At 71.7% G+C, this 24,091-nt stretch carries 22 protein-coding genes; 16 read left to right on the forward strand and 6 right to left on the reverse strand.

The genetic code is table 11. The features are described from left to right. Nucleotides 1–15: 15 nt before the first annotated feature. From ACIBFB_RS07065 to ACIBFB_RS07090, 6 genes are all read right to left on the reverse strand, one after another. Nucleotides 16–2,301, reverse strand: coding sequence for a DUF3488 and transglutaminase-like domain-containing protein (locus ACIBFB_RS07065; protein ID WP_397227160.1), 2,286 nt, complete (start codon nucleotides 2,299–2,301; stop codon nucleotides 16–18). Next, nucleotides 2,289–3,416 carry a DUF58 domain-containing protein gene (locus tag ACIBFB_RS07070; protein ID WP_397227162.1) on the reverse strand — a complete coding sequence of 376 codons (1,128 nt, stop codon included), beginning with the start codon at nucleotides 3,414–3,416 and terminating at the stop codon, nucleotides 2,289–2,291. The genes ACIBFB_RS07065 and ACIBFB_RS07070 overlap by 13 nt, the downstream gene beginning before the upstream one ends. Continuing rightward, nucleotides 3,416–4,375 carry an AAA family ATPase gene (locus ACIBFB_RS07075; RefSeq protein ID WP_397227520.1) on the reverse strand — a complete coding sequence of 320 codons (960 nt, stop codon included), beginning with the start codon at nucleotides 4,373–4,375 and terminating at the stop codon, nucleotides 3,416–3,418. The genes ACIBFB_RS07070 and ACIBFB_RS07075 overlap by 1 nt, the downstream gene beginning before the upstream one ends. A gap of 244 nt (nucleotides 4,376–4,619) precedes the next feature. Then, nucleotides 4,620–5,114, reverse strand: coding sequence for a hypothetical protein (locus ACIBFB_RS07080; RefSeq protein WP_397227164.1), 495 nt, complete (start codon nucleotides 5,112–5,114; stop codon nucleotides 4,620–4,622). A 45-nt stretch (nucleotides 5,115–5,159) separates the two neighbouring features. Then, entirely contained in the window at nucleotides 5,160–6,629 is a 1,470-nt protein-coding gene (locus ACIBFB_RS07085; protein ID WP_397227166.1) for an NlpC/P60 family protein, read from the reverse strand. Continuing rightward, the gene (locus ACIBFB_RS07090) at nucleotides 6,626–7,240 is read right to left on the reverse strand and encodes a hypothetical protein (RefSeq protein WP_397227169.1); all 615 of its coding nucleotides are present in this window, start codon (nucleotides 7,238–7,240) and stop codon (nucleotides 6,626–6,628) included. Before ACIBFB_RS07090 ends, ACIBFB_RS07085 begins: the two co-directional genes overlap by 4 nt. 496 nt (nucleotides 7,241–7,736) lie before the next feature. Here ACIBFB_RS07090 and ACIBFB_RS07095 point away from each other — a divergent pair, with 496 nt between their 5' ends. The 16 genes from ACIBFB_RS07095 to ACIBFB_RS07170 all read left to right on the forward strand — a co-directional run bounded on the left by ACIBFB_RS07095 (nucleotide 7,737) and on the right by ACIBFB_RS07170 (nucleotide 24,081). Then, complete coding sequence (locus ACIBFB_RS07095; protein WP_397227172.1) at nucleotides 7,737–8,270, forward strand: hypothetical protein; 534 nt, start codon at nucleotides 7,737–7,739, stop codon at nucleotides 8,268–8,270. A 16-nt stretch (nucleotides 8,271–8,286) separates the two neighbouring features. Beyond that, complete coding sequence (locus ACIBFB_RS07100) at nucleotides 8,287–8,619, forward strand: hypothetical protein (RefSeq protein ID WP_397227174.1); 333 nt, start codon at nucleotides 8,287–8,289, stop codon at nucleotides 8,617–8,619. Next, nucleotides 8,616–8,960, forward strand: coding sequence for a hypothetical protein (locus ACIBFB_RS07105; RefSeq protein ID WP_397227176.1), 345 nt, complete (start codon nucleotides 8,616–8,618; stop codon nucleotides 8,958–8,960). Before ACIBFB_RS07100 ends, ACIBFB_RS07105 begins: the two co-directional genes overlap by 4 nt. A gap of 39 nt (nucleotides 8,961–8,999) precedes the next feature. Continuing rightward, a complete protein-coding gene (locus tag ACIBFB_RS07110; RefSeq protein ID WP_397227178.1) occupies nucleotides 9,000–9,818 on the forward strand; it encodes a TrbC/VirB2 family protein in 819 nt (272 codons plus the stop codon). Nucleotides 9,819–9,916: 98 nt separating this feature from the next. After that, nucleotides 9,917–11,404, forward strand: a complete 1,488-nt coding sequence (locus ACIBFB_RS07115) for a hypothetical protein (protein ID WP_397227180.1) — start codon at nucleotides 9,917–9,919, stop codon at nucleotides 11,402–11,404. Next, nucleotides 11,405–12,874 carry an SCO6880 family protein gene (locus ACIBFB_RS07120; protein WP_397227182.1) on the forward strand — a complete coding sequence of 490 codons (1,470 nt, stop codon included), beginning with the start codon at nucleotides 11,405–11,407 and terminating at the stop codon, nucleotides 12,872–12,874. It abuts the gene before it with no gap. Nucleotides 12,875–12,886: 12 nt separating this feature from the next. Further along, on the forward strand, nucleotides 12,887–14,437 hold the full coding sequence (locus ACIBFB_RS07125) for a hypothetical protein (protein WP_397227184.1): 1,551 nt from the start codon (nucleotides 12,887–12,889) through the stop codon (nucleotides 14,435–14,437). An 8-nt stretch (nucleotides 14,438–14,445) separates the two neighbouring features. Continuing rightward, nucleotides 14,446–16,263 carry a type IV secretory system conjugative DNA transfer family protein gene (locus ACIBFB_RS07130; RefSeq protein WP_397227186.1) on the forward strand — a complete coding sequence of 606 codons (1,818 nt, stop codon included), beginning with the start codon at nucleotides 14,446–14,448 and terminating at the stop codon, nucleotides 16,261–16,263. 44 nt (nucleotides 16,264–16,307) lie between these two features. After that, nucleotides 16,308–16,919 (forward strand): hypothetical protein, encoded by a 612-nt coding sequence (locus tag ACIBFB_RS07135; protein ID WP_397227188.1) that lies wholly within the window; start codon nucleotides 16,308–16,310, stop codon nucleotides 16,917–16,919. A 70-nt stretch (nucleotides 16,920–16,989) separates the two neighbouring features. Continuing rightward, a complete protein-coding gene (locus tag ACIBFB_RS07140; RefSeq protein ID WP_397227190.1) occupies nucleotides 16,990–17,562 on the forward strand; it encodes a hypothetical protein in 573 nt (190 codons plus the stop codon). Between the two features lie 65 nt (nucleotides 17,563–17,627). Further along, nucleotides 17,628–18,662: a hypothetical protein gene (locus ACIBFB_RS07145; RefSeq protein ID WP_397227192.1), complete on the forward strand. Its 1,035-nt coding sequence runs from the start codon at nucleotides 17,628–17,630 to the stop codon at nucleotides 18,660–18,662. A gap of 201 nt (nucleotides 18,663–18,863) precedes the next feature. Further along, a complete protein-coding gene (locus ACIBFB_RS07150; protein WP_397227194.1) occupies nucleotides 18,864–19,577 on the forward strand; it encodes a hypothetical protein in 714 nt (237 codons plus the stop codon). Nucleotides 19,578–19,594: 17 nt separating this feature from the next. Further along, complete coding sequence (locus ACIBFB_RS07155; protein WP_397227196.1) at nucleotides 19,595–20,290, forward strand: hypothetical protein; 696 nt, start codon at nucleotides 19,595–19,597, stop codon at nucleotides 20,288–20,290. A 17-nt stretch (nucleotides 20,291–20,307) separates the two neighbouring features. Then, nucleotides 20,308–20,892: a hypothetical protein gene (locus ACIBFB_RS07160; RefSeq protein WP_397227198.1), complete on the forward strand. Its 585-nt coding sequence runs from the start codon at nucleotides 20,308–20,310 to the stop codon at nucleotides 20,890–20,892. Between the two features lie 243 nt (nucleotides 20,893–21,135). Then, on the forward strand, nucleotides 21,136–22,380 hold the full coding sequence (locus ACIBFB_RS07165) for a hypothetical protein (RefSeq protein WP_397227200.1): 1,245 nt from the start codon (nucleotides 21,136–21,138) through the stop codon (nucleotides 22,378–22,380). Between the two features lie 39 nt (nucleotides 22,381–22,419). Then, nucleotides 22,420–24,081 (forward strand): hypothetical protein, encoded by a 1,662-nt coding sequence (locus ACIBFB_RS07170; protein ID WP_397227202.1) that lies wholly within the window; start codon nucleotides 22,420–22,422, stop codon nucleotides 24,079–24,081. Nucleotides 24,082–24,091: the final 10 nt, after the last annotated feature.

The raw sequence follows: 24,091 nt of genomic DNA on the forward strand, positions 1-24,091 counted from the left end.
GGCCCCGGCGGCGACTCACCGATCCCGCCACAACAGCGGGCGGGGGTCGAACCACCAGGTGAGCGCCCGCGCACGGCCCCGGCTGAGGCGGAGTGCCCGCGTCTGGCGCCGGACGCCCTCCGCGATGGACGACGCCTGCGCCTCGGGAATGGCGACGCCGGGAGCGAACGCGACGCGGTTGACCGCGCGGCCGAGCCACCCGAGGTCCACCTCGGCCCACCCCCGGGCGTGCGCGGGGAGCAGGTCCGTGACGAGGGCCAGCGTGTCGCTGACCGTGTTCCCCGGCGGCGGGGTGACCGAGCACAGGCGCAGGGCGTCGCGCAGCTCCCGCCACGCCCCGAGGACGCGGCGCTCGGGGGTGCCGGACCGCAGGCGGCGCCGCCCGCGGAGCAGCCGCAGCCCCGGAACGGCGAGCACGGCTCCGAGCAGGCCGCCCGCGATCGCGGCCGCCACCCACCACGGGGCCGGCGCCTCCTCGTCGTCGGCCTCGGACGCGTCGGAGGGCTCGTCCCGCGCGGCCTCCTGGTCCTCCGCGGTCTCGGCCTCCTCCGGCTCGGACGTGTCCCGGGCCGCCTCCTCCGAGGCGTCCGCGCCCTCCTCGCCGGGCGTGACCGAGAACGGCACCCATCCGACGCCCTCGAAGTAGACCTCGCCCCAGGCGACGGCGTCCCCCGTGCGTACCGTGTGCGTGCCGCGGCCCTCGTCCGATCCCGGACCGAAGCCGACGGCGACGCGGCTGGGCAGTCCGGCGGCCCGGGCCAGCATGGCGAAGGCGCTCGCGAACTGCTCCGAGGTGCCTCCGCCCCCGGGCTCCCCGGGGCTGGCCAGGACCGCGGCGACGTTCGCGTACCCGTGACCGCCGGGGGTCTCGGGGTCGAAGGTGTGCGACTCCCGCACGTACTCCGCCAGGGCGGTGGCGCGCTGGTAGGGCGCCCCCTCGCTGGCGACGGCGGCGACCACCTCGTTGAGGACCGGCGGCGCGCCCTCCGGGAGCTCCCGGTAGGCGTCGAAGACCCCTCCCACGGGCGTGGTAGCCCTCGCCAGCTCGTCCCCCCGCCAACCGGGGACCTCGCCGACGACCTGGTACGTGGTTCCGGCGACCGGGCCGTCCATGTTCACCACGGTGCCCGTGGACGCGTCGTACCCCGGCGACGGCAGGTCGATGCTGCGGGGGGCGCCGACGACCGGCACCCAACTGCCCGGCAGGTCCTCCCCCACCGCGATCTCCACACCCGTCTCGGTGGCGTGGGGCAGCGGCGGCACGGGTTCGGGGAGCGCCTGGCCCGCGGCACGGTAGCCCGCCTCGGGCAGCCAGGTGGTGCCGGTGAAGTCGGACATGGTCGCCCACCGCAGGCTCACCGGGTCGTCGGAGGTGACCGTGAGCAGCGGTTCGTCGGCGTCGGCCGCCCAACCGGAGAGGTAGCCGAGCGGATTGAGCGCCGCCTCCGGAGCCATGGGCGGGGTCAGCGCCTCGCGCGGATCGCCGGGTTCGGCGTCCCATCCGGCGAGGAGGAGCGGGCCTCCGAACACCGCGGCGGCGGCCGTCAGCGTCGCGACGGCTCCCGTGACCGCCGCCCGCGCCCACTGTCCGGGGGACGTCTCGCCGGGAGTGTCGACCTCGATGGTCAGCCCCGACGGATCCGACGAGGGGCTCCGGTCGTCCCCCTCCCGAGGGGCCGACATGACGACGGCGGCGGCGACCGTGAGCATGCCGATCGCGAGGAACCCGGGCGGCGCGACGGGCCCGTTGAGCACGGCGGCCCCGACCAGCAGCAGCAGACCCGGCAGCAGGGCGAGCGCCCGGCGGCGTCCGCACCAGGCGAGGGCGGAGGCGGCGGCGGCGAGCCAGGTGGCCAGGAGCGGCAGCGTCAGGGTGTCCACGTTCGCCGGGGTGGGCGCCGTGCTCGTGAGGATCCGCGCACCCGAGTGCAGGACCGCCTCCCCGGCCGCACGCCACACCCCGGTTCCGTCACCCGGCAGCCACACCGCGCACGCCACCACGGCGGTGAGCGGCAGCGGCAACCCGGCCAGGAGGCCGAGGGAGGCCGACACGCGCCGCCGCAGCAGCAGGGTCGCCACGACACCGAGCAGGGCGCTGGAGGCCACCACCGCGTAGACGTTCGCGGGCACCGCGTATCCGGGGGCGATCACCACGCCGCCCGCGGCCGAGGCCAGGAACAGTCCCAGCACGGCGAGCGGTCGGACACCGCCCTCCGGGGCCGGTCCTCGCACGGAGTCCGCGGCGGGCCCGGCCGTGCGCCGCGTCTCCCCCGGAGCCCGCGGCGGAGTCACCGTGACCATGGCGCCTCGTTCCAGCGGTCGGCGAACCCGGCCGCGTCGCCGGCGGTGAGCAGGGTGACGTCGGCGGGAGCGGCGGGGCGTTCCCCACCGCCGACGACGACCGCGACCAGGCCCGCGTAACGGTCGGCGAGCCGCGCGAAGGACCGCAGGTCCGCGCCGTCGAGCGCGCCGCTGACCAGGATCGCGGTGTCCCCGGCGGGGCGCGCTCGGGCCAGGGTCAGGGCGGCGTTCAGGTCGGCCGCGGGGGTCGCCCGCGCCTCGGCGAGCAGGTCGAGCAGCGGGGGCAGACCGCCCGTGCTCTCCCTGGCCCCGCCGCTGGCCAGGCGGAGTTCGCAGTGCAGCGACGAGCGGACGCCGGTGGCCAGGACGGAGGCGGCGGCGCCGGTGACCTCGTCCAAGCGCTCCTCGCCGCCGGGCGTGGGCCGGTCGTCGACGATGACGCACACCCGCGTCCTGGAGGTGTCGATGTACTCGCGCACGACGAGCTTGTCCAGCCGCGCGGAGCTGCGCCAGTGGACGTGGCGGAGGTCGTCGCCCCGGACGTAGTCCCTCAGGGCGTGGAAGGTCAGCGTTCCCGCGGGCGAGCCGTCGGCCGCGCCGTCGGGGTCGGCCACGCGGCCGATGGGGACCGCGCGCAGGTACTCCCAGCGCGGGTGGACCCACAGGCGGTCGGCCTCTCCGTAGTCGCGGCGCGCGGAGGCCAGACCGAGCGGGTCGGAGCGCCCGGACCGGAGAGGGCCGAGTTCGACCACCCCTCTGCGCGAGGCCGCGATCCGGTACTCCGCGTCGGCCGACGCGCGCCCGGCCAGGGGGCGCAGCCGAACCGGCCGCTCGCCGTCGGCGGCGCGCACGCGCTCCGTGATCCGCAGCGCCCGTCGGCCGGTGTTCCTCGCGTGGAGCGAGACGCGCACGGCCGTGCCCGGCGAGGTCCGGGTGACGGGGACCGAACGCCGCACGTGCACGGCGGCGGGACGCCCGACCACCAGCACCGCGAGCACCACCACGGTCACCGCCACACCGCCGAGCAGCGCGACCTCCTGGTACTGCGAGACCACCCCGACGCCCAGCAGGAGGACCCCCACCCCGACGACGAGCCATCCCCGAGTCGTCGGCATCAGTGGCCCGCCGGTGCTCCCGAGTCCCGCGGCGAGGGCGCCGGGGTCTCCCGCAGGATCTCCGCCAGGACGTCGGCGCCGGTGCGGCCGCCGACCGAGGCCTCCGGCGACAGCACGAGGCGGTGCGCCCACACCGGCTGGGCGAGGAGCTTGACGTCCTCGGGCTCGACGTGGGGGCGGCCCGAGGTGAGCGCGAGCATCCGCATCACGTGCGCCATGGCCACCGTCGACCGGGTGGACAGGCCCACGCTCAGCGCCGGGTCCGTGCGGGTGGCGTGCGCGACGCGCAGGACGTACTCGTAGATCGCGTCGTGGACGTGCACGCGCCCGGCGGCCTCGCGCATCCAGGCCATCCGCTCGGCGTCGCAGGTGGGCTTGAGGTCGCCGGGCGCGGTCAGCCGGTCGCCCCGGATGATCGCGAGTTCGGAGGCGGTGTCGGCGTAGCCCAGGGACAGCCGCATGAGGAACCGGTCGAGCTGGGCCTCGGGCAGCCGGTAGGTGCCCGACATCTCCACGGGGTTCTGGGTCGCCACCACCAGGAAGGGCGAGGGCACCGCGTAGGCGCTGCCGTCCACGGTGACCGTGCTCTCCTCCATGACCTCCAGCAGCGCCGACTGGGTCTTGGGCGAGGCCCGGTTGATCTCGTCGGCGACGACGACGTTGGCGAAGACCGGGCCGGGATGGAACTCGAACTCGCGCGTGGCCTGGTTGAAGACCGTGACCCCGGTGACGTCGGAGGGCAGCAGGTCGGGGGTGAACTGGATCCGGCGCCACGTGCCGTCCACGCTGGCGGCGATGGCCCGGGCGAGCGTGGTCTTGCCGGTGCCGGGGACGTCCTCCAGCAGGACGTGGCCCTGGGAGAGCATGGCGACGAGGGCCAGGCGCACGACGTCGGTCTTGCCGAGGACCGCCGACCCGACGGAGGAGACCATGCCGTCGAACTCGTCCGCGAGGAGCACGGCCTCGTCCGCCGTCACCGGTGTGGTCTGAGCCGGGAGAGCAGGGGTGTTCACAGAGGGTGGGTCTTTCCGCGAAGGGTGGTGATGAGGAGGAGGCGCCGTCGACTCCCGCGGGGAGGAGGGCGTCGGGAGCGCGCGCGAGGGCGCTCACCGGGGTGAGGGTACCGCGATCGCCGTGAGCTGGGGAAGGCCCGGGGCCAGGGGGGGGCGCCCCGCAGGAGCGCCCCCGCCGGAACACCCGGCCCTACGCCGCCAACCTGAACTTCTGTTGGTGCGGTGTGAGCGAACTGCCCATCCCGTAACTCTGCCCGGACGCTCCTTGCTCGAACGCCGAGGCCAGAGCGCCGAGCAGGCCCGCCGCGTTCCCGAGCGCGGCGCCCGCCGCTCCGACGAGGGTCGAGGCCAGGCCGCCGCCGGGAAGCGCGCCGCCGAGTGCTCCGAGCCCCTTGGCCCCGAGCTTGAGGGCGAATGCCGCGCCCTTGAGCCCGAGCACGGCTCCGCGCTTGAGCCCGGTGAAGGCGACGGCGAGGGCGATGCCCTTCTTTCCGCCGACGCGGCCCATGATCCACGGCGCGGCCCTTCCGCCGTGCGTCGCGAGCCACGAGGCGCCCCTCTGGCCGATCCAGCGGCCCGCGGGCACGATCGCCCTCTGCATCAGGAAGCGGCCCACGTGCGGAGCGGCGGCGCGGGCCGCGGTGCCCAGCACGGGGAGTGCGAGAGCGGCGAGAGGAAGAGCCATGGTGAACGTCCTTTCAGTCGTGCTTCGGCGAGTGCGGGAGGCCCGTCACGCGTCGAAGGTGTCGCCTCCGCCACCGCCGTCGGAGGAGTCCGGAGTGATCCGCACGGCGCCGACGAAGTTGGAGCGGTAGTACTGGGTGTCGAGCGGTACCTCCTCGATCGGCTTCCGCGAGTTCGCGGCGTGCACCATCATGCCTCCGCCCGCGTACATTCCGACGTGCGACGGACTCGACTGGTTCGGGTTGGTGTGGAAGAAGAGGAGGTCGCCGGGTTGCAGGGCGGAGACGTCCAGAGTTCCGTCGAGGACGCGTCGGGCCGTCCCACCCCTGTAGTCGGGATGTCGGGGGTTCCATTGTGTCTGTGAGACCCGGGGGATCTCCACCCCCGCCGCTCTCCACGCGGCCTGTGTGAGGCCCGAGCAGTCGTAGCCGTCTGGGCCTGTGCCGCCCCACACGTAGGGGAGCCCGATCTTGCTCCGCGCGGTCTGCACCGCCGCCCGGTGGCCCTCGCCCGCGTTGCCCAGGAAGGCGGCCTGGTCGACGCCGCCACCGCCCGGGGGGCAGTCCTGGTCCGAGTCGGACGCGGAGACGGTCTGGATGTTGAGTGACGGCGACGTCGGGGCGATGCCGGAGCCGCTGTAGTACTCGGCCACCTCCAGCACCTGGTCGACGTACCATCTGGCGCGGTTGTGCATGAAGATCGTGCACTCGATCGGGGTCAGATCCCCCCGCCCGCTCCCGCAGACGGCGGCGGAGCCGCGCTGCTCGGCCTGGTTGGCGTAGTAGGCGAGCCGGAACGCCCCGGACGCGATGTTGTCCCACGGGTCCCAGACGTTGACCATGCCGTCGTCGTTGCCGTCGATGCCGAAGTAGCGCGGGTTGCCGGGCATCTCGCCCACCTCGTAGTGGTAGTCCCGTGCTGAGACCGGCTCCTTCGGCATCCCGCCCCAGGCGTTGCCCGCGCTGCCCAGACGGCCGCCCGCTCGTCCGGTCTCCGGGTCCAGCACACCGAACTGGACGATCCCGGCCGCGCCGTAGGGGTTGCGCTGCCCCTCGACCAGACCGGAGTGCCAGTTCGGATCCGAGGAGACGTACTGGCCGTTCTGGGTCTCGATCGCGCCGACCGCGGCGACGATCTCCCACGGCAGCCCGTAGGCCTCGGCGGCGGTTCGGTGAGCCCGCAGGATGTTCTCGGGGATGTCCACGCGGACGGTCTTCTGGGACGAGCCCCGCTCCCCGTGCGAGCTGATGGTGATGACCGTCCTGTTCGCCGACGTCGACAGGGACGCCTGGACGACACCGCCCGACGACGCGCTCTCCGCCGAGGTGAAGCCGCTCGCCGTGGCGCCGCCCGGTCCGCACATGGTCGAGACGAAGGCGATGCCCGCCATGACCGCGAGTCCCGTGGCGCCGCCGCCCACGCGCGCGGCCGCGGCTCCCAGGTCCCCGCCACGGCCCCGGGGGGGCAGGAGGAATGCGAGGACCCGGCCCCACAGGCGGGTGACGGCCCCCCTCACGCCTCCTCCGCCAGGTTTCCGAGGGCGGCGTCCTGGAAGGCGTAGACCACCCATCCACCGCCTTCGGGGACCATGGTGACCGCGTACGACAGGGGTGCGTTGCCACCGTCGTCCCCGGTGTCCGTCAGGAACCGCACCTCCACCTCGAAGATGACCGACTCGGTTCCGATGTTGCGGATCCCGGTGACCGTCGCCGACGCACTGGTCCGCTGCGGATTCTGATCGCTCCCGCTGTTCGGGGTGCCGAGGATCTCGTATTCCAGCGCGCCGAAGAACTCCTCCGAGACCATCGGGGAGAGGCGGTCGAGACGCTGCTCGTCGCTCTCGTCCGGGTCGACCTCGCCATAGGCCTCGATGAACTGCCGTGCGGCCTCGGCGCCGGTCGCGAGGTCGGCTTCCGAGTGGGGCAGCAGCGACATGACGTCGTCGACGCTTCCGCCCCCGGTCGCCGAAGCGTTCTCGTCCGCGGCCGTCCCGGAGTCGGACGCGGATCCCTCGTCGTCCGACCCCGGCAGAAGCTGGAAGCCCAGGAAGACGAGGGCGGCGACCAGGACCGCGACGATCCCGAACACGATCGTCTTCTCCCGCGAACCCCCGGCGAAGTCGCTCATGCCGGACCCACCACTCTGATCATGGGCACCCACTCGTCGAGAATGCGGACACGAACGCACCATCCCTACCTGCGAAGAATCCGAAATGCAAGTGGTATGGAAAGCCGAAACCGTTACGATGAGCGATCATTCTTAACGGTTTGATCAAAGGTACGCGCGCGCCGTTCACCCGACGGACACGAGCTGGCAGGGTTGACGGGAGGAGTCCACCGCGTTGACCACGGCTCATCACTCAGCAGAGCCGATCGAACTCCTTCAGTTCGCGAATGAGAACATGATTCATTCGCTTTGTTTCTCAGCTTCGGACACCTTGCGCCACGCAAAGTAATCGTGACGTCGGTAGTCACTTGATCCTCTTCGGCTCGGGCCGGTATATATTGCCTGCCGTCCGGCCCCGGACCCGGCCCCAACGGTACTGCTGGCATCAACGTGTCCGCGCGGCTCCCGCGTCGGCCCGACGGGGGACGACACGTGCACGACGCGGACGGGGGGAGCCATGGCGAGGCGCAGGAAAGATACCGCCAGGGCGGAGGAGCCGCTGGCCGCGGCGCTACCGGGCTGGGCCAGGGAGATGGCCGTGCTCGGTTGCCACGGCGGGGCCGCCACCACCACGCTGCGCGTCCTGCTGAACACGCCCTGGGAGCTCGGCGCGTACGCGGCCGAGCGGGGACAGATCGACACCTTCGGCCGCCCCCTGGTCCTGACCTGCCGCAACAGCGTCGCCTCGACGGCGCGGGCGGCGGAGGTCCTCAACGTCCTCGAACGGAACGGACTGCGCCCCGCGGCCCTGGCGGTCGTGGCGGACGGCGCCGGACCAGAACCTTCCGAGTCCGCGGCGCGTCTAGGCCTGGTGCGGGACAGGGTCGGACTCCTCGTGCGGTTCCCCTTCGTCCCGTCGCTGCGCTACGTGGACGCCGCCGACGCGGACCAGGTGAAGCTACCGACGAGGGCCCGACGGGCCTTGGACCAGATCAGGAACGCCTGCCACGCGGCGGCCACCGAGACCCTGGCACGACAGGGCACAGGGTGAGGAGAACGGGAAACGTATGGACACCTTCCTGCACGCGAGTGACCTGGTCAACACTGCGGCCATGGCCCCCAGCTTCAACTGGAACAACCAGCCGGAGCTGCCCAGTTTCAACAACAGCACCAACCCGGTCCAGCAGATCATCAACTGGGGCCAGGGCATCATCGTCGTCATCGGCATCATCGGCATCCTCTTCGCCGCGGGCAAGATGGCCATCGGCAAGTTCGGCCGGTCCGACCTGGCCGCCGACGGCGTCGGCGGGCTGGTCTGGACGATCATGGGCATCTCCCTCATGCTCGTCGCCATCCCGGTCATCACGACGCTCGCCGGCGTCGGGGGCGGCGGCCAATGACGCTGGCAGGACTCCTGCCCGCGCTCGCTGACACCATCCACCTGAGCGCGGTGCTCCCCAGCGAGATTCAATGGAGCCCCGAGCCGAAACTGCCGGCGTGGGGGGCAGGGAGCGGCCAGGACGACGTGGATCCGATCGCGCGATTCATCAATCTGGCGCAGGGAGTCATCGTCGTTCTCGGGATCTTCGGCATCCTCTACTCGGCCGGGAAGATGGCGGTCGGGAAGCTGGGTCGGTCAGAGATGGCCGCGGACGGGGTCGGCGGCGTGGTGTGGACCATCATGGGGGTCTCCCTCATGCTGGTCGCCGTTTCCGTCGCCACCACGATCGCCGGGGTCTGAACAACGCCGAGAGAGCTCGGCACGGGGGAGGTGGAATCCTTGGAACTGGCAGGAACCCTCGCGATGCCGAGTTTCGAAACCAGTGGAAACGATCTCCTGGGCTACGTCGCCGGTATTGGTGTGGTCCTAGGCGTCCTCGCACTGATCATCGTCGGCGGTCGGATGATCCACGCCAACTTCACCGGTGACCCCTGGATCGCCGCACGCGGCATGGCCGACCTCCCGTACATCGTCCTGGCGCTGGTGCTCATCGTCGCGTCGGGCAGCCTGACCGCCATGCTCTTCCAAGGCTCCTACCACGACCCCGAGGAAGACGTTTCCGCCAGCATCCAAGAACTCGTGCAGCGACAGACCCGAGAGGAACGGGAATCAACCGAGTGCGGTCAACGCGCGCTCCGAACCGACAACGGCAACTACATCTGCCCCGACGACGACGGGTACGAAGAACTCAACCACACCGTCCCGTTGTCGGGTCCCGACGACCCCCGCTGCACGTTCGACGGCGCGGAGGACTGCTACGACTACTGTTTCGTACGGACTTTCGGCGCGTTCTCCAACCCCCCTTCCGGCCCCTGCACACCAGATGACGAGGATCTCATGGAGGCCTCGAACTGGAGCTTTGCCCCCTATCACTGCCCCAACCTCAACTCGGCGTGGTGGGGGGACAGAGGTAAAGCCTGCAAGGACAACCCGTTGGACGACCCCGGGGATATCCCCGAGGAATACCTCGATGGTCGTTTCCTGCCGCATGAAAACGAGCAGAGATACTACGCTTGCACACAATATCCACAATGGGTGAGAAGCAACCAGGACAAGAGAGAGGTCTACATAAACTTCTGCCCGTCGGATGACGATTAACAAGAGTGACCTGACCAAGAACCGAGGGGGTGGAGTCAATGGATGAGGACAGGGTCGAAGGATGGGTGACGGAGAGCCTCCAAGGAATCATCGATCGCATGTTCGATATTCTGCTCGAGACTGAATTCGACAGCCCCATCTACAATGCGGACCGCCGGGGAACGGGCGCTCTCAATCTCCAGATCGACCAGGGCATCCTGCAGCTTCAGGACGTCTTCAACCCCTTGGTTCTGTTCCTCGCCACACTGGGCATCCTGTTGGCGGCCATCCGACTGCTGTGGACGCGTCGGCTCGACCCGATGATGGACATGATCCGCGGCCTGCTCACGGTCATCGTCGTCACCTTCGGCGGGATCTTCCTCATCTATGTCCTGAGGAACTTCAGCACCTCACTCAGCTCCATGATCCTCCAGACGGGGACGTTCGGGGACCAGGGCACCTTCCTCGAATCCGCGCAGCAGGTCTATCCGAGCATCATGCGTGTGGGCGTCGGCGACAACGACCTGGGTTTCGGGGACAACGAGGTCGCCCGCGGCGCTCTGAGCTCCATGGTCGGGCTCGCGGTGATCCTCGGCCTGATCGCGCAGATGGTCGTCCTCGCACTTCTGAACGCGATCGTCTACCTCCTCGCCTGCCTCCTGCCGTTGGCCGCGGCGAGCGCGATGATCCCTGGCCTGAAGATCTTCTCCAAGGTCATCGGCTGGCTGTTCGCCTGCTTCCTGTACAAGCCCCTCCTGCTGATCATGTACCTGGCCGGGCTGGTCATCCTCGCGAGCGCGAACGAGGACGACCACCTGCTCAAATACCTCCTCGGGGCGGGAATCATGCTCCTGGCCACCGGCGCCCTCCCCGTGCTGATGAAGCTCATGAGCTCGGGAAGCGTGTGGATGATGGCCTTCGCGGCGGGCGGCCTCAACTCCATCACCAGCGGCGGCGGTGGCGGCGGAAGCGGTAGCAGTGGAAGCAGCGGAGGTGACAACGGGGGCAGCGGCGGGAGCGCCAACGCCGACCCCGCCAACGCCATGAACAGCGCCAACTCCGGAACCGGCGGAGCCCAGGCCGCCGCGGCCGGAGCCAACGAACGCGCGGCGGGCGTCGCGCGCAACCTCGACGAGGGCGGTCCCGGCGCGGGCGGCGACGGGTCCGTGATGGCGGCGAGCGCCTCCGACACCGGATCGGGGGCCGCGGCGACCGCGGCCCTGGGCACGCAGAACGGTCAGCTCTCCGCACTGGGCGGCACCGGCGACGGGGGTCCTGGCGCCGCCGAGGGCGCGATGAACGGCGGCGCCGACGGCGGCGCGGACATGGCGGCCTCCGGCGCGGCCGAGTCCGTCAGCTCCACGGTGAGCGGTTCGGACTCGTCGTACAGCCAGACGGTCGCGTCCGGCGCGGACGACGCCGGCGGGGGCGCACCCGCATCGGGCGGCGACGCCCCCGGCGGCGCGGTGTCCGGCTCGGACGCGCCGGGCGGCGCGTCCATGGTCTCGGACGGCGGCGGCTCCGCCTCGGGCGGAGGCGGATCGGCGCCCTCGACGGGAGCGGGTTCGGGATCGCTCGCCGACGGAGCAGACGGAAGGATGGTCTAGGTGGTTCGCACGTACGGAGGTTGGCGCCGCCGACGCAGCATCGGGTTGTTCGGACTGGGGCTCAACGCCACGCTCTTCCTGCTCGGCGGCCTGGTCCTGCTGATGCTGTCCGGCATGTTCGCGCCGGCGTTCGCCCTCTACCTGCTGCCGGTCCTGACGGTCGCCTTCCTGTTCGCGGCGGTGCCCGTGCGCGGCGAGTCGCTGCTGGCCTTCCTCCTCGCGCGACTGCGGTGGTGGTGGGCCAAGGTCCTCGGGCACACCCGCTACCGGGCGGGCGTCATGGTGGAGCACCCGCGCGCCTTCCAGCTGCCCGGCATCCTCGCCCCCGTCGCCCTGCTCTCCTGCGAGGACGGCAGGGGCGGCAGGTTCGGGCTGGCGTGGAACCGCCGACTGGGGCACATGACCGCGACGATCCTGGTCTCGTCGAACTCCGTGTGGCTGGCGGAGCCCTCCGACGTCGACACCTGGGTGGCCAACTGGCACCAGTGGCTGGCCTCCCTCGGCTACATGCCCTGGGTCCAGTGGGTCACGGTGACCGTCGAGTCCCGGCCCGCCCCCGGAAGCGCGCTGCGCGGCAGCGTCGAAGCGGACATCGACCCGAAGTCCCCCGCGGCGGCCAGGAAGATCATGCGCGACCTGGTCGTGAACGCCCCCACCGTCAGCGCCCAGGTCGAGACCCGGATCAGCGTCACCTTCGATCCGCGCAAGTTCCCCGTGGCGCCCAAGGACCGCATGCAGGCGGCCGTGGAGATCAGCGGCTACCTCAACCAGATCGAGACCAGCCTCGCCAGCACGGGCGTGTCGGTCCTGGGCCGGGCCACCCCCGAGCAGCTCGTCGCGATGGTGCGCTCCGCCTACGACCCGACGGTCGTCAACGACCTCAGCTCCATGCTGCACGACAAGCCCCAGGACATCGGGACGCTGGACTGGACCGACGCCACGCCCGTCGAGGCCGAGGTGCACCACGACCGGTACACGCACGACAGCGGGACGAGCGTGGCGTGGATCTGGCAGGAGGCGCCGCGCACCCACGTCACCAGCACGGTGCTCGCCGAGCTGCTCTCACCCACCCGCTGGATCAAGCGGACCACGCTGCTGTTCCGGCCCTGGCCCGCGGCCGCCGCGGCACGCGCCCTGGAACAGCAGAACGCCGCCGCCCAGTACAAGAGCGACCTGTCCGCGCGGGTGCGCCACCGGGTGAGCGCCCGGGACCGCCAGGACGTCGCCTACGCGCAACAGGCGGCCCAGGAGGAGACGCGCGGCGCGGGACTGGTGCAGGTGAGCCTGTACACGACCGCGACCGTGGACGACGAGGAGAGGCTGAAGCAGGCGGTCGCGCACACCGAGTCGGCGGCGGAGACGTCCCGTATCCGGTTGCGCCGGGCCTGGGGCAGCCAGGACGTGGCCTTCGCCACGACACTGCCGCTCGGGGTGTGCCCGCCCTTCCTCATCCAGCGCGGCATGGGTTAGGGAGGAGCGACCGTGGCGATCATCGACCGGCAGAGCCGGCGGGAGGAGCGCCGCCTGCAGAAGGCGGAGCGCAAGCGCCTCAAGCAGAAGGAGGCGCAGAGGGCCCAGTCGAGTCAGCCCGACCGCTCGAAGGAGCGGGACCGGGAGGTCATCGCGCCCCTGCAGGGATGGAAGCACCGGGGCGGCGGCGCCTCGCCGAACATCCCCAACGCGGTCGAGTACCAGGCGACCACCGCTCAGGCGTGCGGGCTGTTCCCGTTCGTCACGAGCAGCAAGCCCCCGTCGGTCGGCACCCCGATCGGACGCGACCTGCTGTCCGGGGAGGCCGTCTGCCTCGACCCGATGGCCTGGCTGCGCGCCGGGCTCATCACCAACCCCGGCTGCTTCGTCCTGGGGCAGCCGGGCACGGGGAAGTCCACGTTCGTCAAGCGGCTGGTCACCGGAGCGGTCTCCTTCGGCTCCCAGGCCATCATCCTGGGCGACACCAAACCGGACTACACCGACCTGATCCAGCACCTGGGCGGCCAGGTGATCCGGATCGGGCGGGGCCTGGACCGGATCAACCCGCTGGACGCGGGCCCCCTGGGCTCGGTGATGGGACGCCTGTCCGAGGTGGAGCGGGAGAAGCTGCGCTGGGAGGTCCGCTCCCGGCGGATCTCGCTCCTGATGGCCCTGTGCACCCTGGTCCGCGAGGACCGGATCAGCAACTCCGAGGAGGTCGTGCTCGGCGCGGCGGTGGACCTCCTCGACGAGCGGCTGTCCGGGCGGCAGCCGACCGTCGTCGACGTGCTCAACGTCGTGGAGGAGGGCCCCGCGTCGCTGCGGTCGTTCGCCCGGGCGGACGACCGGGACCAGTACGACAAGCGCGTGGACGACCTCGTCTTCACCCTGCGCCTGCTGTGCACCGGCTCCCTGGCGGGTGTGTTCGACGCCGAGACCACGAGGCCGCTCGACATGGAGGCGCCCGGGATCAGCGTCGACATCTCCCGGGTCGGGGCCGCCGGGGACAAGCTGCTGACCGCCGCGATGCTGTGCACGTGGAGCTACGGGTTCGGCATGGTCGACGCGGCGTCCGTGCTGTCCCAGCTCGGACTCATCCGCCGCCGGTCCTACATCGGCGTGATGGACGAGCTGTGGCGCGCCCTGCGCGGCGCCCCCGGCCTGGTGGAGTTCGCCGACTCACTCACCCGGCTCAACCGCTCCAAGGGCATGGCCTCGATCATGGTGACGCACTCCCTCAACGACCTGGAGGCGCTGGCCACCGAGGAGGACCGGGCCAAGGCGCGGGGGTTCGTCGACCGCTCCGCGATCACCGTCCTGGCGGGGCTGCCGCCGCGCGAACTCGCCGCGGTCAACCGGATCACCCCGATGACCGGCCCCGAACAGGGTCTGGTGGCCTCGTGGTCGTCGCCGGACTCCTGGCAGCCCGGCGCACGCCACCCGGGGCGCGGCAAGTACCTGATCAAGACGGGAGCCGAACGCCTCGGGATCCCGGTGCAGATGACGCTCACGAGCGACGAGCTCCGCCTGTACGACACCGACCAGGCGATCCGGGGAGAGTGAGGTCGGCCATGGCCCGCGAGAAGGAGAAGTACCAGGTCCGCGGAGGCGCCGCCGCCGCGGGCGCGCCCCCGCTGCTCATCCTGCTGGCCCTGTGGGGCGCGGTGGGGCTGTTCTTCCTCTTCTGGCTGTCGGCGCGGCTCGTGGCGGTCGCCACCGGGGGCGCCGTCGGCGCGTTCGGCGTCATGTGGGTGGTCTCGCTGCTCACCTGGGACACCGACGCGACGTGGCCGGGCACGCCCAGCGCCGCGGTCGTCGTGGTGTTCGCGCTCCTGTCCACGGCGGCGGTCACCGGTACGTGGCGGCTGCTGCGGTGGTTGAGGAACCGGCTGTACGGGCAGCCCGACGCGGTCACCGCGCTGAACAAGGACAACGAGACGGTCGCCGAACTGGCCCGTCCCGAGGCCGCCGACAAGGCGGTGCGGCTGCGCAAGCACTCGCTGCGCGGCATGAAGGGCAAGGGCCTGCCCGAGCCCCAGGTCGGGCTCGTCCTCGGCGACATGAAGAGTCCGACGGGCCGGGGGGCGGGGCCGCGCCTGTTCGCGTCCTGGGAGGACACGATCCTCGCCTACATGGCGCCCCGTGCGGGCAAGACGACCGCGATGGCCATCCCCTACGTCCTGGACGCGCCCGGCCCGGCACTCGCCACCAGCAACAAGGGCGACGTCTGGGCCGCCACGGCGAAGATCCGCGAGCGCACGACGGGCGAGCGGGTCTGGCTGTTCGACCCCCAGCACATCACCCACCAGGGCCAGGAGCTGTGGTGGAACCCGCTGGCGAACGTCCGCAGCGTGGAGGACGCCTACCGCCTCGCCGGTCACTTCGTGCTGACCATCGACGACGACTCCAAGAAGGACATGTGGGGTCCGGCGGCCCGGGCGCTGCTCTCCCAGCTCATGCTCGCCGCCGCCCTGGGGCGGGAGAACCTGGCCAAGGTCGGTGAGTGGCTGCACGACACCAAGCTGCCGCAGCCGGTGGACCTGCTCTTCGACCACGGCTTCACCGCCTACGCCGAGGCGCTGCGCGAGACCCAGAACATCGTCGCCGAGACCCGCGACGGCATCTACACCACGGCCCGGACCGCCGCCCGTTGCCTGGACGACCCCGAGATCATGGCGTGGGTGACGCAGCCGAGGCACGGGACGGTGCCGGAGTTCGATCCGCGCGACTTCGTCACCACCCGGCAGACGCTGCACCTGCTCAGCAAGTCGCGCGCGGCGTCCGCGCCGCTGATCGCCGCCCTCACCGACGCGATCTTCCTCGCCGGTGAGGAGGCCTCCGAGGGACAGGGCGGCAGGCTCGACCCGCCGCTGGTGGCCGTGCTGGACGAGGCCGCCAACATCTGCAAGATCGCGGACCTGCCCGACATGTACTCCCACCTGGGGTCACGCGGGATCGTCCCGGTCACCATCCTCCAGAGCTATCGGCAGGGGGTGCGGGTGTGGACCGAGAACGGCATGGAGGCCATGTGGTCGGCCGCGACCGTCAAGGTGTTCGGCGCCGGGCTCGACGACCACAAGATCGTGGACGCGCTGTCCAAGCTGATCGGCCAGCACGACGTGTCGACGTCGTCGTTCAGCTTCGGCGAGAACAAGGGGAACTTCTCGGTGCAGCTGAGGCGCCAGGAGATCATGCAGGGGTCCGACATCCGCCAGATCGACAAGGGCGAGTGCCTGCTGTTCGCGACGGCGGCCAAGCCCACGCTGCTGCGGATGCGCCCCTGGTACAGGACCCCGAAGGCCAAGCTCATCAGTGCCGCGATCAAGGACGCGGAGGAACAGATCACGATCGGCGCGCGCACGCGCTACGACACGCCCGTCCGCAGGTGAACCACCGCCGGTGACACCCGGACCGACCGGCGAGGAGGACGCCCGTGGCCGAACCGAACTCCGCGGAGCCCGCCCATGGGCTACGCGTGGGCTGGTTCTTCCCCAGGACCCGGCTCCGTCGGGAGGTGGAGCGGCGGATCCAGCAGATCGGAGTCGAGAGACTGGCGGCCGGCGACATCCTGGAGATGTACACCCGCTACAACCGCTCGCGAGACGGGCTGAACGGAGTCCTCCGGGCCGCGTACGAGCGCGGGGAACGGACGGCGACGGCGGCACACCAGGCTTACGTGAAAGCGCTCGACGAGCGCGCGGCGGACCTCGGGTCCGCCACCGATCCAGTGAGGGGCCCGGTGACCGGGGAGCGCCTCAGCACCGCCCTCAGGACGGACGTCGAGAAGGCGGACGCGGCTCGGCGGACGTTCGACGCGGCCATGGGCGCAGCGCACGACGAGGTCATGCCCGGTTCGAGGAACACCAGAACGTGGAGTCAGCCCGCCGAGGTGCGAACCACGCCGCCCGTGACCCCTCCCACACCCCAGGAGTTGAAGAACCGCCCGATATCCCTGGCCAAGCCCCCGCCGAGGACCGCCCGTATCGAGCCCGCCGCGCGCAGGGAGACCCCGCAACGGCGACGGGGACGGGGGCGGGGTGCGTGACGACGTGCTGGGGCCCGTGCCCCCAGCCGGTGACACCCGTTCGATCCGACCGGTGAGAAGGAGAGCGACCATGGCGGACCGAGGACCTGTGGAGCGGGGTCCGGGGACCGGGTTGCCGGCCCGGCCCTCCCCGCTCTTCCGCGAGGCCCTGCGGCGGTGGGACGGAATCGACAGGCAGTGGAAGGAGGCGACCAGCGAGATCGGGCGAGTCGAGAAGGCGGTCCAGGAATCCCTTGACCACGCGCGGAAGAACCGCCCCGAGCACCTGGCCACGGTCCAGGTGGGCGGCGCCCAGGCCGAGAAGCTGGCGTTCGACGCGGTGGTCGACTTCCTCGACACGCTCAGGGTCCGCCGGTTCAACCTCAGGTCGGCCGTGCGCGGCGCGGGAGCAGCGGCGACGGAACTCGCCGACATCGTCTCCAACGACCGCGTGCTCGAAGAACAGAGCCGGCGGCGGCTCCAGGAACGGTTGGACAAGGCCATGGAGAAGGCACGCCCCGAGTGGCTCTTCGCACGTCAGGACTCCCGCGCCTCCCTCCACGGGCCACGGGTCCCCAAGGCGCCCCGGAAGGCGCGCGGAACCGTCGCCGCCACCCGGCGGCGGCAGGCAAGGACCTCGCGTCCAGGCCGGACACACTCATGAGGAACGTCCCAAGGCACCGAACACCGGCGCACGAGTCCGACTGACCGGCGAGAAGGAGAGCGACCATGGCGGACCCCATCCCCAGGCGCGGGCCGGCGCCGCGGGCCGTCCAGGCGACCAGGCGGATCCTCCTGGCGCCACAACGGTTCTTCGCCCGCCGAGCCATCAGGAAGCTGATGGAGAAGGCCTCCGACGACCTGACGGAAGCGTCACAAATGTTCGAGACCGTCCGTGCGCGCGCGGATGAGGTGAGGACCGCCGAGACCGCGGGTGTGGTCGGAGGCGTGGTCCGGCCGGTGACGTATGCCTACGACGACTACAAGGCCCGCCTCGACGACCGTGTGCGGCGCCTGAGGAGACTCTCCCGGAGCGGGACGCCGTCAGGTTGGGACGCGGATTTCAACGCGCTCCTGGTGGCAGGGGAGGGGCGGGATTTCGGGGAGAAGGCGGAAAGGGCCCTCCGGGACCTGACCGCCCTGGAGAACGCCCGAGCACGGAACCGGGAGGGGCAGGGCGCCTCCCCGCTCTACCGCGATGTCGAGCGGCGGTTGGCCGCCGCCAAGGACGACCGGCGGACGGCGTTCGACGCTCCGACGGAGGTTCGCAGGGCCGCCCGGCTGTCCGAGGACCACGCGAGGGAGAACTACCGGCATCTCCTGCCCGAGGTCGAGTCGAGCACTGCCCGGGCCGAGAAGGCCGTGGACACGGCGTGGTCCGGCTTCATGGGCGCGGTCGGCAGGCGCGAGGCCGCTCTCGGATCCGCCCTGCTCGCATGGGGCAGGGGAGAGATGTCGGACGCCGACGTCCGCCGAGTCCTCGCTGACGACCGGGCCACGGCGGCGTCGAGCCAGGCGGAACTCCAGAGGAAGATCAGCGAGGCGATGGACAGCGCGCGCCCCGCCTGGCTCTTCGAGATGGACGGTCCTCACGTGAACCCCGCGACGCACGGCACACAACCACGGACCGCGCCCACCGACGTGCCCCCGGCCCTGCACGACCAGACCCAGCGGACACCCACACGCACCACCGGCAGGACCACCGTCAAACCAGCGGCACGGCGCCCCTTCACCCGGCGCGGGAAGGGACCGCGGGTGCGATGAGGCGCCTCCATCCGTAGATGAACCGGCACAGCTGACATCCGAACCGACCGGAGAGGAGCACGACCGTGGCGGACCCGAAACCGGTCTCGCCACCCGTATGACCGGCGACCGGGCCAGGGAAGCGGCATGTGACGACCTGACCAGGGGTCCACGACCCACAGCCGACAGCACCCGTTCGATCCCACCCCAGAGGAGTCAACCATGGCCCACCCCGACCCCAGGCCCGGACTGCCGACAAGGATGCTCCAGGGGCTCTCGCGGGCCGCGATCGGAGCGGTCGACGTGCCCCTCCGGTCCCTCGGCCTTCTCGTGCGGGCACCCGGCCTGGCCCTGCGCCGCCGAGAGGTCAGGAAGCGGATCGAGGAGATCAGGAGCGCCAGGGCGGACGCAAGCTTCGCCCTGGACCAGTTCGACCGTTTCGCCGAGTCCGAGGGGCGGGCGGGACGGGCGACCCCGGACAGTCGGGAGCTGGGCGCGCAGAGGGCGGGAGACGCCTACGGTGACTACACGCGCGCGCTCGACCTGCGCGGGGCGCAGCTCCGGTTCGCCGCGGACCCGTCGAGGAGTCTGGTGACGGGTGCGGACCTCAGGGGCAGCCTCGAACGCGATCAGCGGGAGGCGGAGACCGCCCGCAGGGATTTCGAGCGGGAGTTGCGCGCCGCGAGGCGCATCGCCGCTCCACCCGCGTCGGAGAGCACCCCGGGAACACGGACCACGACCGCTGAGGACGTGTCCCGCCCCGCCCTGCACGACCAGCCGCGGCGGGGGAGCCGCGCGCGCGACGCCGGTGGTAACGCCGCGTCAGAGAATCAGAAGACCTCGAAGCGCCGCGGCCGGGCCCGTTCCACGGTCCGGGCCGCGGAGGTCCGTCCGCGGCGGAACGACTCCGCGCACAGGGGACGGGCACGCTCGTGAGACCGACGGAGGACGACATGGCAGACCCCGGCATCACGCGACTGGTGGGGGACGCGCTGCTCCCGAACCGGCTCACCCCGCTCCACCGGGACGTCAGGAGTCAGCAGGAGCAGACCGAGGCCGACGTCCGCATGGCGTACGCGGCGGAGGCACGGGTCCGTGACTTCGCCGGGAAGTTCGTGGCGAACGTTGCGCAGGAGAACCCCGATCTGACGGCCGCGGCCGAGGAACGCCGGAACCAGGTCCTCGGTGACGTCGAAGCGATGCGCGGCGAGTTCGTCCTCGGGGTCTACAGACGCCAGGCGTGGCTCGAGGGCGTCGCGCGGCCGGGGCCAGGAGTGTCGAAGAGACACCTCCACGACGCCCTGGACAAGAACACGAGGGACGCGGCGGAGGACCGGCGGGAGTTCCACCGCCGCCTGTCCGAAGCGGAGCGTAGCGTCCACCCCGACCCGAGCTTCAGGGAACCCCTCGTGCCGCCCGCCGCGGAGCCGTCTGGGACTCGGGCCGCCTCCGCCGTCACACCACCGCCTCATGCCGCCCTGCACAATCGGCCAAGGCAGCAGACGCCCACGCGCGGCACCGGCGCGGACGCCGCATCGGAGCAGCGCAAGGCCCCGGGGCGCAACGGCCCGGCGCGTTCCACGGTGCGGGCGGCGGAGACCCGTCAGCGGAGGAACGGTTCCGAACACAGGGGACGGGCACGCCCGTGAAACCGAGGGAGGACGACATGGCGGACCGGGACTCCGAGCTCCGGAGTGCGGCCGATCAGCAGTGGGCCAACACCCTGGCCGACTGGGACGAGGCGAAGCGCCGCGTCATGCAGGTGCGGGAGACCGCCCGGAAATCCGTAGAATACTCGCGGGAGAACCGCCCCGAGCACCTCCCGACCATCCGGTTGAGCGGTGATCAGGCCAGCGATCTGGCGGTCGCGGCGGCGGGCGACTTCATCGACACGATCACATCACGGCAGTTCGATCTCAGATACGCCATGGGCGTCTGGGGAGACGGGGTGACCCCAGCGGTCCTCCACGACATCGTCACCCGGGACAGGCACGAGGAGCAGACAAGCCGGGAGAAGCTCGACAAGGCCATGGGGAAGGCGATGGACCTGGCACGACCCTCCTGGCTCTACAAGACGTCGCAATCCGCCGCCGCATCGGAGACTGTCACCGCACGGGCACACGCCGCGCCGACCGGCCTGTACGCGCCGCGACCCCCGAGGACACGCGGCACGGCACGCACCACCGTCAGCGCGGCGAGGGCGGCTCAACGGCGGGGCGCCCAACCCCGCAGAGGCAGGGCGCAGTCGTGAGACGCCTCCTGGCGTATGAACCGCCGACGTCGGCACTCCCCTATCACCAGACCGGCAAGGAGTAGTTCCATGGCCACCCCTGCAGCCACTGAAGCTCCACCCGCCCCCCAGGCCGGGAGTGAGTCAGCCGAGCGCGCGCCCGTCCGTTCCCCTGACGCCCACCAGCGGCGCGGACTGGATCGTGGAGCACCGGCCCAGACCACCGGCGGGAACGGCGACATCGCGTCAGAGACCGTGGGCGCGATGACCACGATCGCCAGCATCGCCTCGAAGGTCCTGGACTTCGTGTCGGGTCTCTTCATGATGGCCCTCAATGCCCTGATGAGCCTGATCAACCTGCTGGTCGTGCGGCCTCTCGCCTACCTCGCGCGTCGTGGGCTCCGCCGCCGCGTCCAACGCGGGCGCGTCTCGACCCGCACGCGCGTCCGGGCGGCGAGGGTACGGGCCAGGCTCGCCAAGACACGGGCGCGCCGGGCTCTGAGAAAGGTCGCCAAGCGTGCCGAGGACCATGTGCGATCAGAGAGGGAGCGCGGCGAGGGGTTGGTGACCGCGGCCGAACGCCGACGGGACGCGGTCGTGGGCCGGGCGGAGACCCGGGCCAGAACCGAACTGGCCGCTGCCGAGGCGAGGCGCACGGCACGGATCGCCAACGCCCGCGAACGCGCGAACCGCGTGGTCGCGCAGGCGAGGCGGACCGGGGACGCGGACGTCCGGCGCGCGACGCAGGAAGGGGAGCGACTGCGCAGGGCCGCGTCCGGCAGGGGCGCCAGCGCGGAGAGGGACGCGCGGGCCCAGGCGGACGCTCTCGTGCAGAGGGCGAACGACAGGCGCACGGGACGCGTCGCACGAGCGAGGAACAGGGCCAACCAGTGGGTCACCGCGGCGGTGAACGCCGGTGACGCGGACGTCCGAGCCGTGCGCGCGACGGGCGACGCCCGAGTCGACGACGCCAGGCGGCGGGGCGCCCGCTGGGTGCGCACGGCCGAACAGGACCGCGATCAGATCGTGCGGACCGCGATGGACCGGGCCGATCTCGCGATCCGGAACGCGCAGTCGGCGCATGACACCTACGTCGGTCAGATCGACCACCGCGTGGAGGATCTCAAGGGCCTCGCGAAGAGGGACGTGCCGAAGGACGACGCGAAGGAGCTCCTCCGCTGGAACGCTGCCAAGGGAGGCGTCCAACGACGGAAGTTCAACGAGCGGATGGCCGCGGCCGACCCCGCGAACATCACCCTGCCCGCGGCGCCCGCGACCACGGCAGCGGCGACGGGTGGCGCACCGGCTTCCCCCGCTGCGACCGGTGCACCCGCGGCCGCTCCGGCGACCACGCACGGCCGAGGCCTCAACGGTGCCCGCGCCATCCGCAACGCCCGGCACGCGGCCCGGGGGCGGGGCGCGGGCGCGGTCAGCGGCAGGATCGCGCGGATGCGCACCGCGATGGCGAACAGGTCGGGCGCCGGGCGGGCCGGTCGTCGGACCCCGTGACGGTGAGCCCCCGCCCGCGGAGAGGAGACTTAGTAGGGCATGAGTGAGAACAGACCGGGGAGCGCTCAGCTCATCGGTGAGGAGGCGGACGCGCGGCGACGCACCGCCGCGCGGTTCGCCGAACTCCGGAAGGCCGTCGGCTCGGAGTCCGGTGACGGTAACAACGGCAGCGGCGGCGGCAACAGGGAGATCGCCGAGGCACTGCTCCTCGCCGCCCTGGGCGCCACCGTCGGCCGCGGCGGCCTCAGCAACGCGGGCTCCCTCTCCAGAGCCGCCCTCCACGGCTCCCTCCACAAGCGGAGCAGCCAGAGCAGGGGCGAGGGCTTCTTCCCCGAGGAGCACGTCGCGTTCTCGCCCAACGTCTCCATGGCGGGGCTCACCCTCGCCCGGCAGGGCGACCCACGCATGGTCGCCCAGGCTCTGGGGCTCGACGTGGACAGGGTCCGCGAGGTCCAGCGGAACCTCCGCATCCAGGACATGGACACGGTCCTGCGCGGCGACTACGACCGCGGGGTGATCGAACAGGCGGCCCGGGTCAACGTCTGGCGGCAGGGGCCGGACCCGAACACCCCGCCGGAGCAGCTCTGGCGGCGCGCGCTCGGCGAGGACGCCGACCTCAGCGGGATGAACGCCCGCGAACTCGCGCTGACCTGGCTGAGCGCGGCCAACTCCACCGAACCCGGCGCCCGGGAGGCGCAGGAGAGGGTGTTCGACGAGCTGGCAGAGAAGCACCCGCAGGTCGCGGAGGCGATCGAGCGGCACACGAGGAAGGACGTCAACTTCGTCGGCGACCCCCACTCCGCGCGCATCGACGCCAACTCCGTCATGTCGGCCGCGTCCCCGCAGGCGAACGGCCGCCCGATGGAGACGATGGAGCAGCTCTGGACCAGGACGATCCCCACGTTCAAGGACCCCAGGGAGAATCTCGACAAACTCCGGGACACCGCCGAGTCGCTGACCGCCGCGGTCGTGGACGGCAGGGCTCCCGTCACCTCCCTGGGCGAACTGCGACAGAACGCGAGTGCCAACAAGGCTCTCCCCGGGTTCGCCAAGGACTACCAGGAGGGGAGGCGGCTCGCACAGGCACGCGCCGACAAGGGCCAGCTGAACGCCTTCCCCCAAGGGGACGGCATCCTCTACGCGCTCGACAAGGGCCGCGGCTTGCCGGTGGACGAGCAGCCGCGCGGCCGGGCCGAGTTCATCGCGGCGGGCAACGCGGTCAAGGCGGATCTGCGTGCGCACGACGCCTCGCGGTCGGCGAACCCGCGCCTGGTGATGGACTCCCGGCTCCCCGAGACCCTCGGTCAACTCGGTCAGGCACAGCAACTGGCCGGTGCCAGCGCGGTCGCCCGCCCGCAGGAGAGCCGCACAGCCGATGCGCGGGCCAGTGCCACCACCGGGAACTCCGACGTCCGGTACCCGCGGGGTGAGGCCGCACGCGAGGCGCATCGCGACGGTGGCGGCGTGCGGCTCGGAAGGCTCGACGGAAAGCAGGTCGCAGCGGGCAACCGCCACACCAGGGACTCGGGCACGCGGTATCGGCACGGCGAGACCCTGAAGGCCGTCAAGGGTGAATCCCCCGTCGGTCTGCCGAAGAAGCAACGCCAGGCTCGCGCGGCTCTGGCACGGCTGAAGGTGCAGGAGACCAACAGCAGGCGCACCGCGAGGACCACCAGGACGCGCCGCGCCGCCGCCCGATGACCCGGCCGCA

The sequence above is a fragment of the Nocardiopsis sp. NPDC050513 genome (assembly GCF_044457925.1).
Taxonomy (GTDB): Bacteria; Actinomycetota; Actinomycetes; order Streptosporangiales; family Streptosporangiaceae; genus Nocardiopsis.

Excerpts from the sequence above, each read along its gene's own strand:
- ACIBFB_RS07130 (WP_397227186.1), top strand. The coding sequence starts at position 14,446 with ATGGCCCGCGAGAAGGAGAAGTACCAGGTCCGCGGAGGCGCCGCCGCC.
- ACIBFB_RS07065 (WP_397227160.1), bottom strand. The coding sequence starts at position 2,301 with ATGGTCACGGTGACTCCGCCGCGGGCTCCGGGGGAGACGCGGCGCACG.
- ACIBFB_RS07095 (WP_397227172.1), top strand. The coding sequence starts at position 7,737 with ATGGCGAGGCGCAGGAAAGATACCGCCAGGGCGGAGGAGCCGCTGGCC.
- ACIBFB_RS07100 (WP_397227174.1), top strand. The coding sequence starts at position 8,287 with ATGGACACCTTCCTGCACGCGAGTGACCTGGTCAACACTGCGGCCATG.
- ACIBFB_RS07090 (WP_397227169.1), bottom strand. The coding sequence starts at position 7,240 with ATGAGCGACTTCGCCGGGGGTTCGCGGGAGAAGACGATCGTGTTCGGG.
- ACIBFB_RS07150 (WP_397227194.1), top strand. The coding sequence starts at position 18,864 with ATGGCCCACCCCGACCCCAGGCCCGGACTGCCGACAAGGATGCTCCAG.
- ACIBFB_RS07145 (WP_397227192.1), top strand. The coding sequence starts at position 17,628 with ATGGCGGACCCCATCCCCAGGCGCGGGCCGGCGCCGCGGGCCGTCCAG.
- ACIBFB_RS07140 (WP_397227190.1), top strand. The coding sequence starts at position 16,990 with ATGGCGGACCGAGGACCTGTGGAGCGGGGTCCGGGGACCGGGTTGCCG.
- ACIBFB_RS07105 (WP_397227176.1), top strand. The coding sequence starts at position 8,616 with ATGACGCTGGCAGGACTCCTGCCCGCGCTCGCTGACACCATCCACCTG.
- ACIBFB_RS07165 (WP_397227200.1), top strand. The coding sequence starts at position 21,136 with ATGACCACGATCGCCAGCATCGCCTCGAAGGTCCTGGACTTCGTGTCG.
- ACIBFB_RS07115 (WP_397227180.1), top strand. The coding sequence starts at position 9,917 with ATGTTCGATATTCTGCTCGAGACTGAATTCGACAGCCCCATCTACAAT.
- ACIBFB_RS07170 (WP_397227202.1), top strand. The coding sequence starts at position 22,420 with ATGAGTGAGAACAGACCGGGGAGCGCTCAGCTCATCGGTGAGGAGGCG.
- ACIBFB_RS07155 (WP_397227196.1), top strand. The coding sequence starts at position 19,595 with ATGGCAGACCCCGGCATCACGCGACTGGTGGGGGACGCGCTGCTCCCG.
- ACIBFB_RS07070 (WP_397227162.1), bottom strand. The coding sequence starts at position 3,416 with ATGCCGACGACTCGGGGATGGCTCGTCGTCGGGGTGGGGGTCCTCCTG.
- ACIBFB_RS07160 (WP_397227198.1), top strand. The coding sequence starts at position 20,308 with ATGGCGGACCGGGACTCCGAGCTCCGGAGTGCGGCCGATCAGCAGTGG.
- ACIBFB_RS07080 (WP_397227164.1), bottom strand. The coding sequence starts at position 5,114 with ATGGCTCTTCCTCTCGCCGCTCTCGCACTCCCCGTGCTGGGCACCGCG.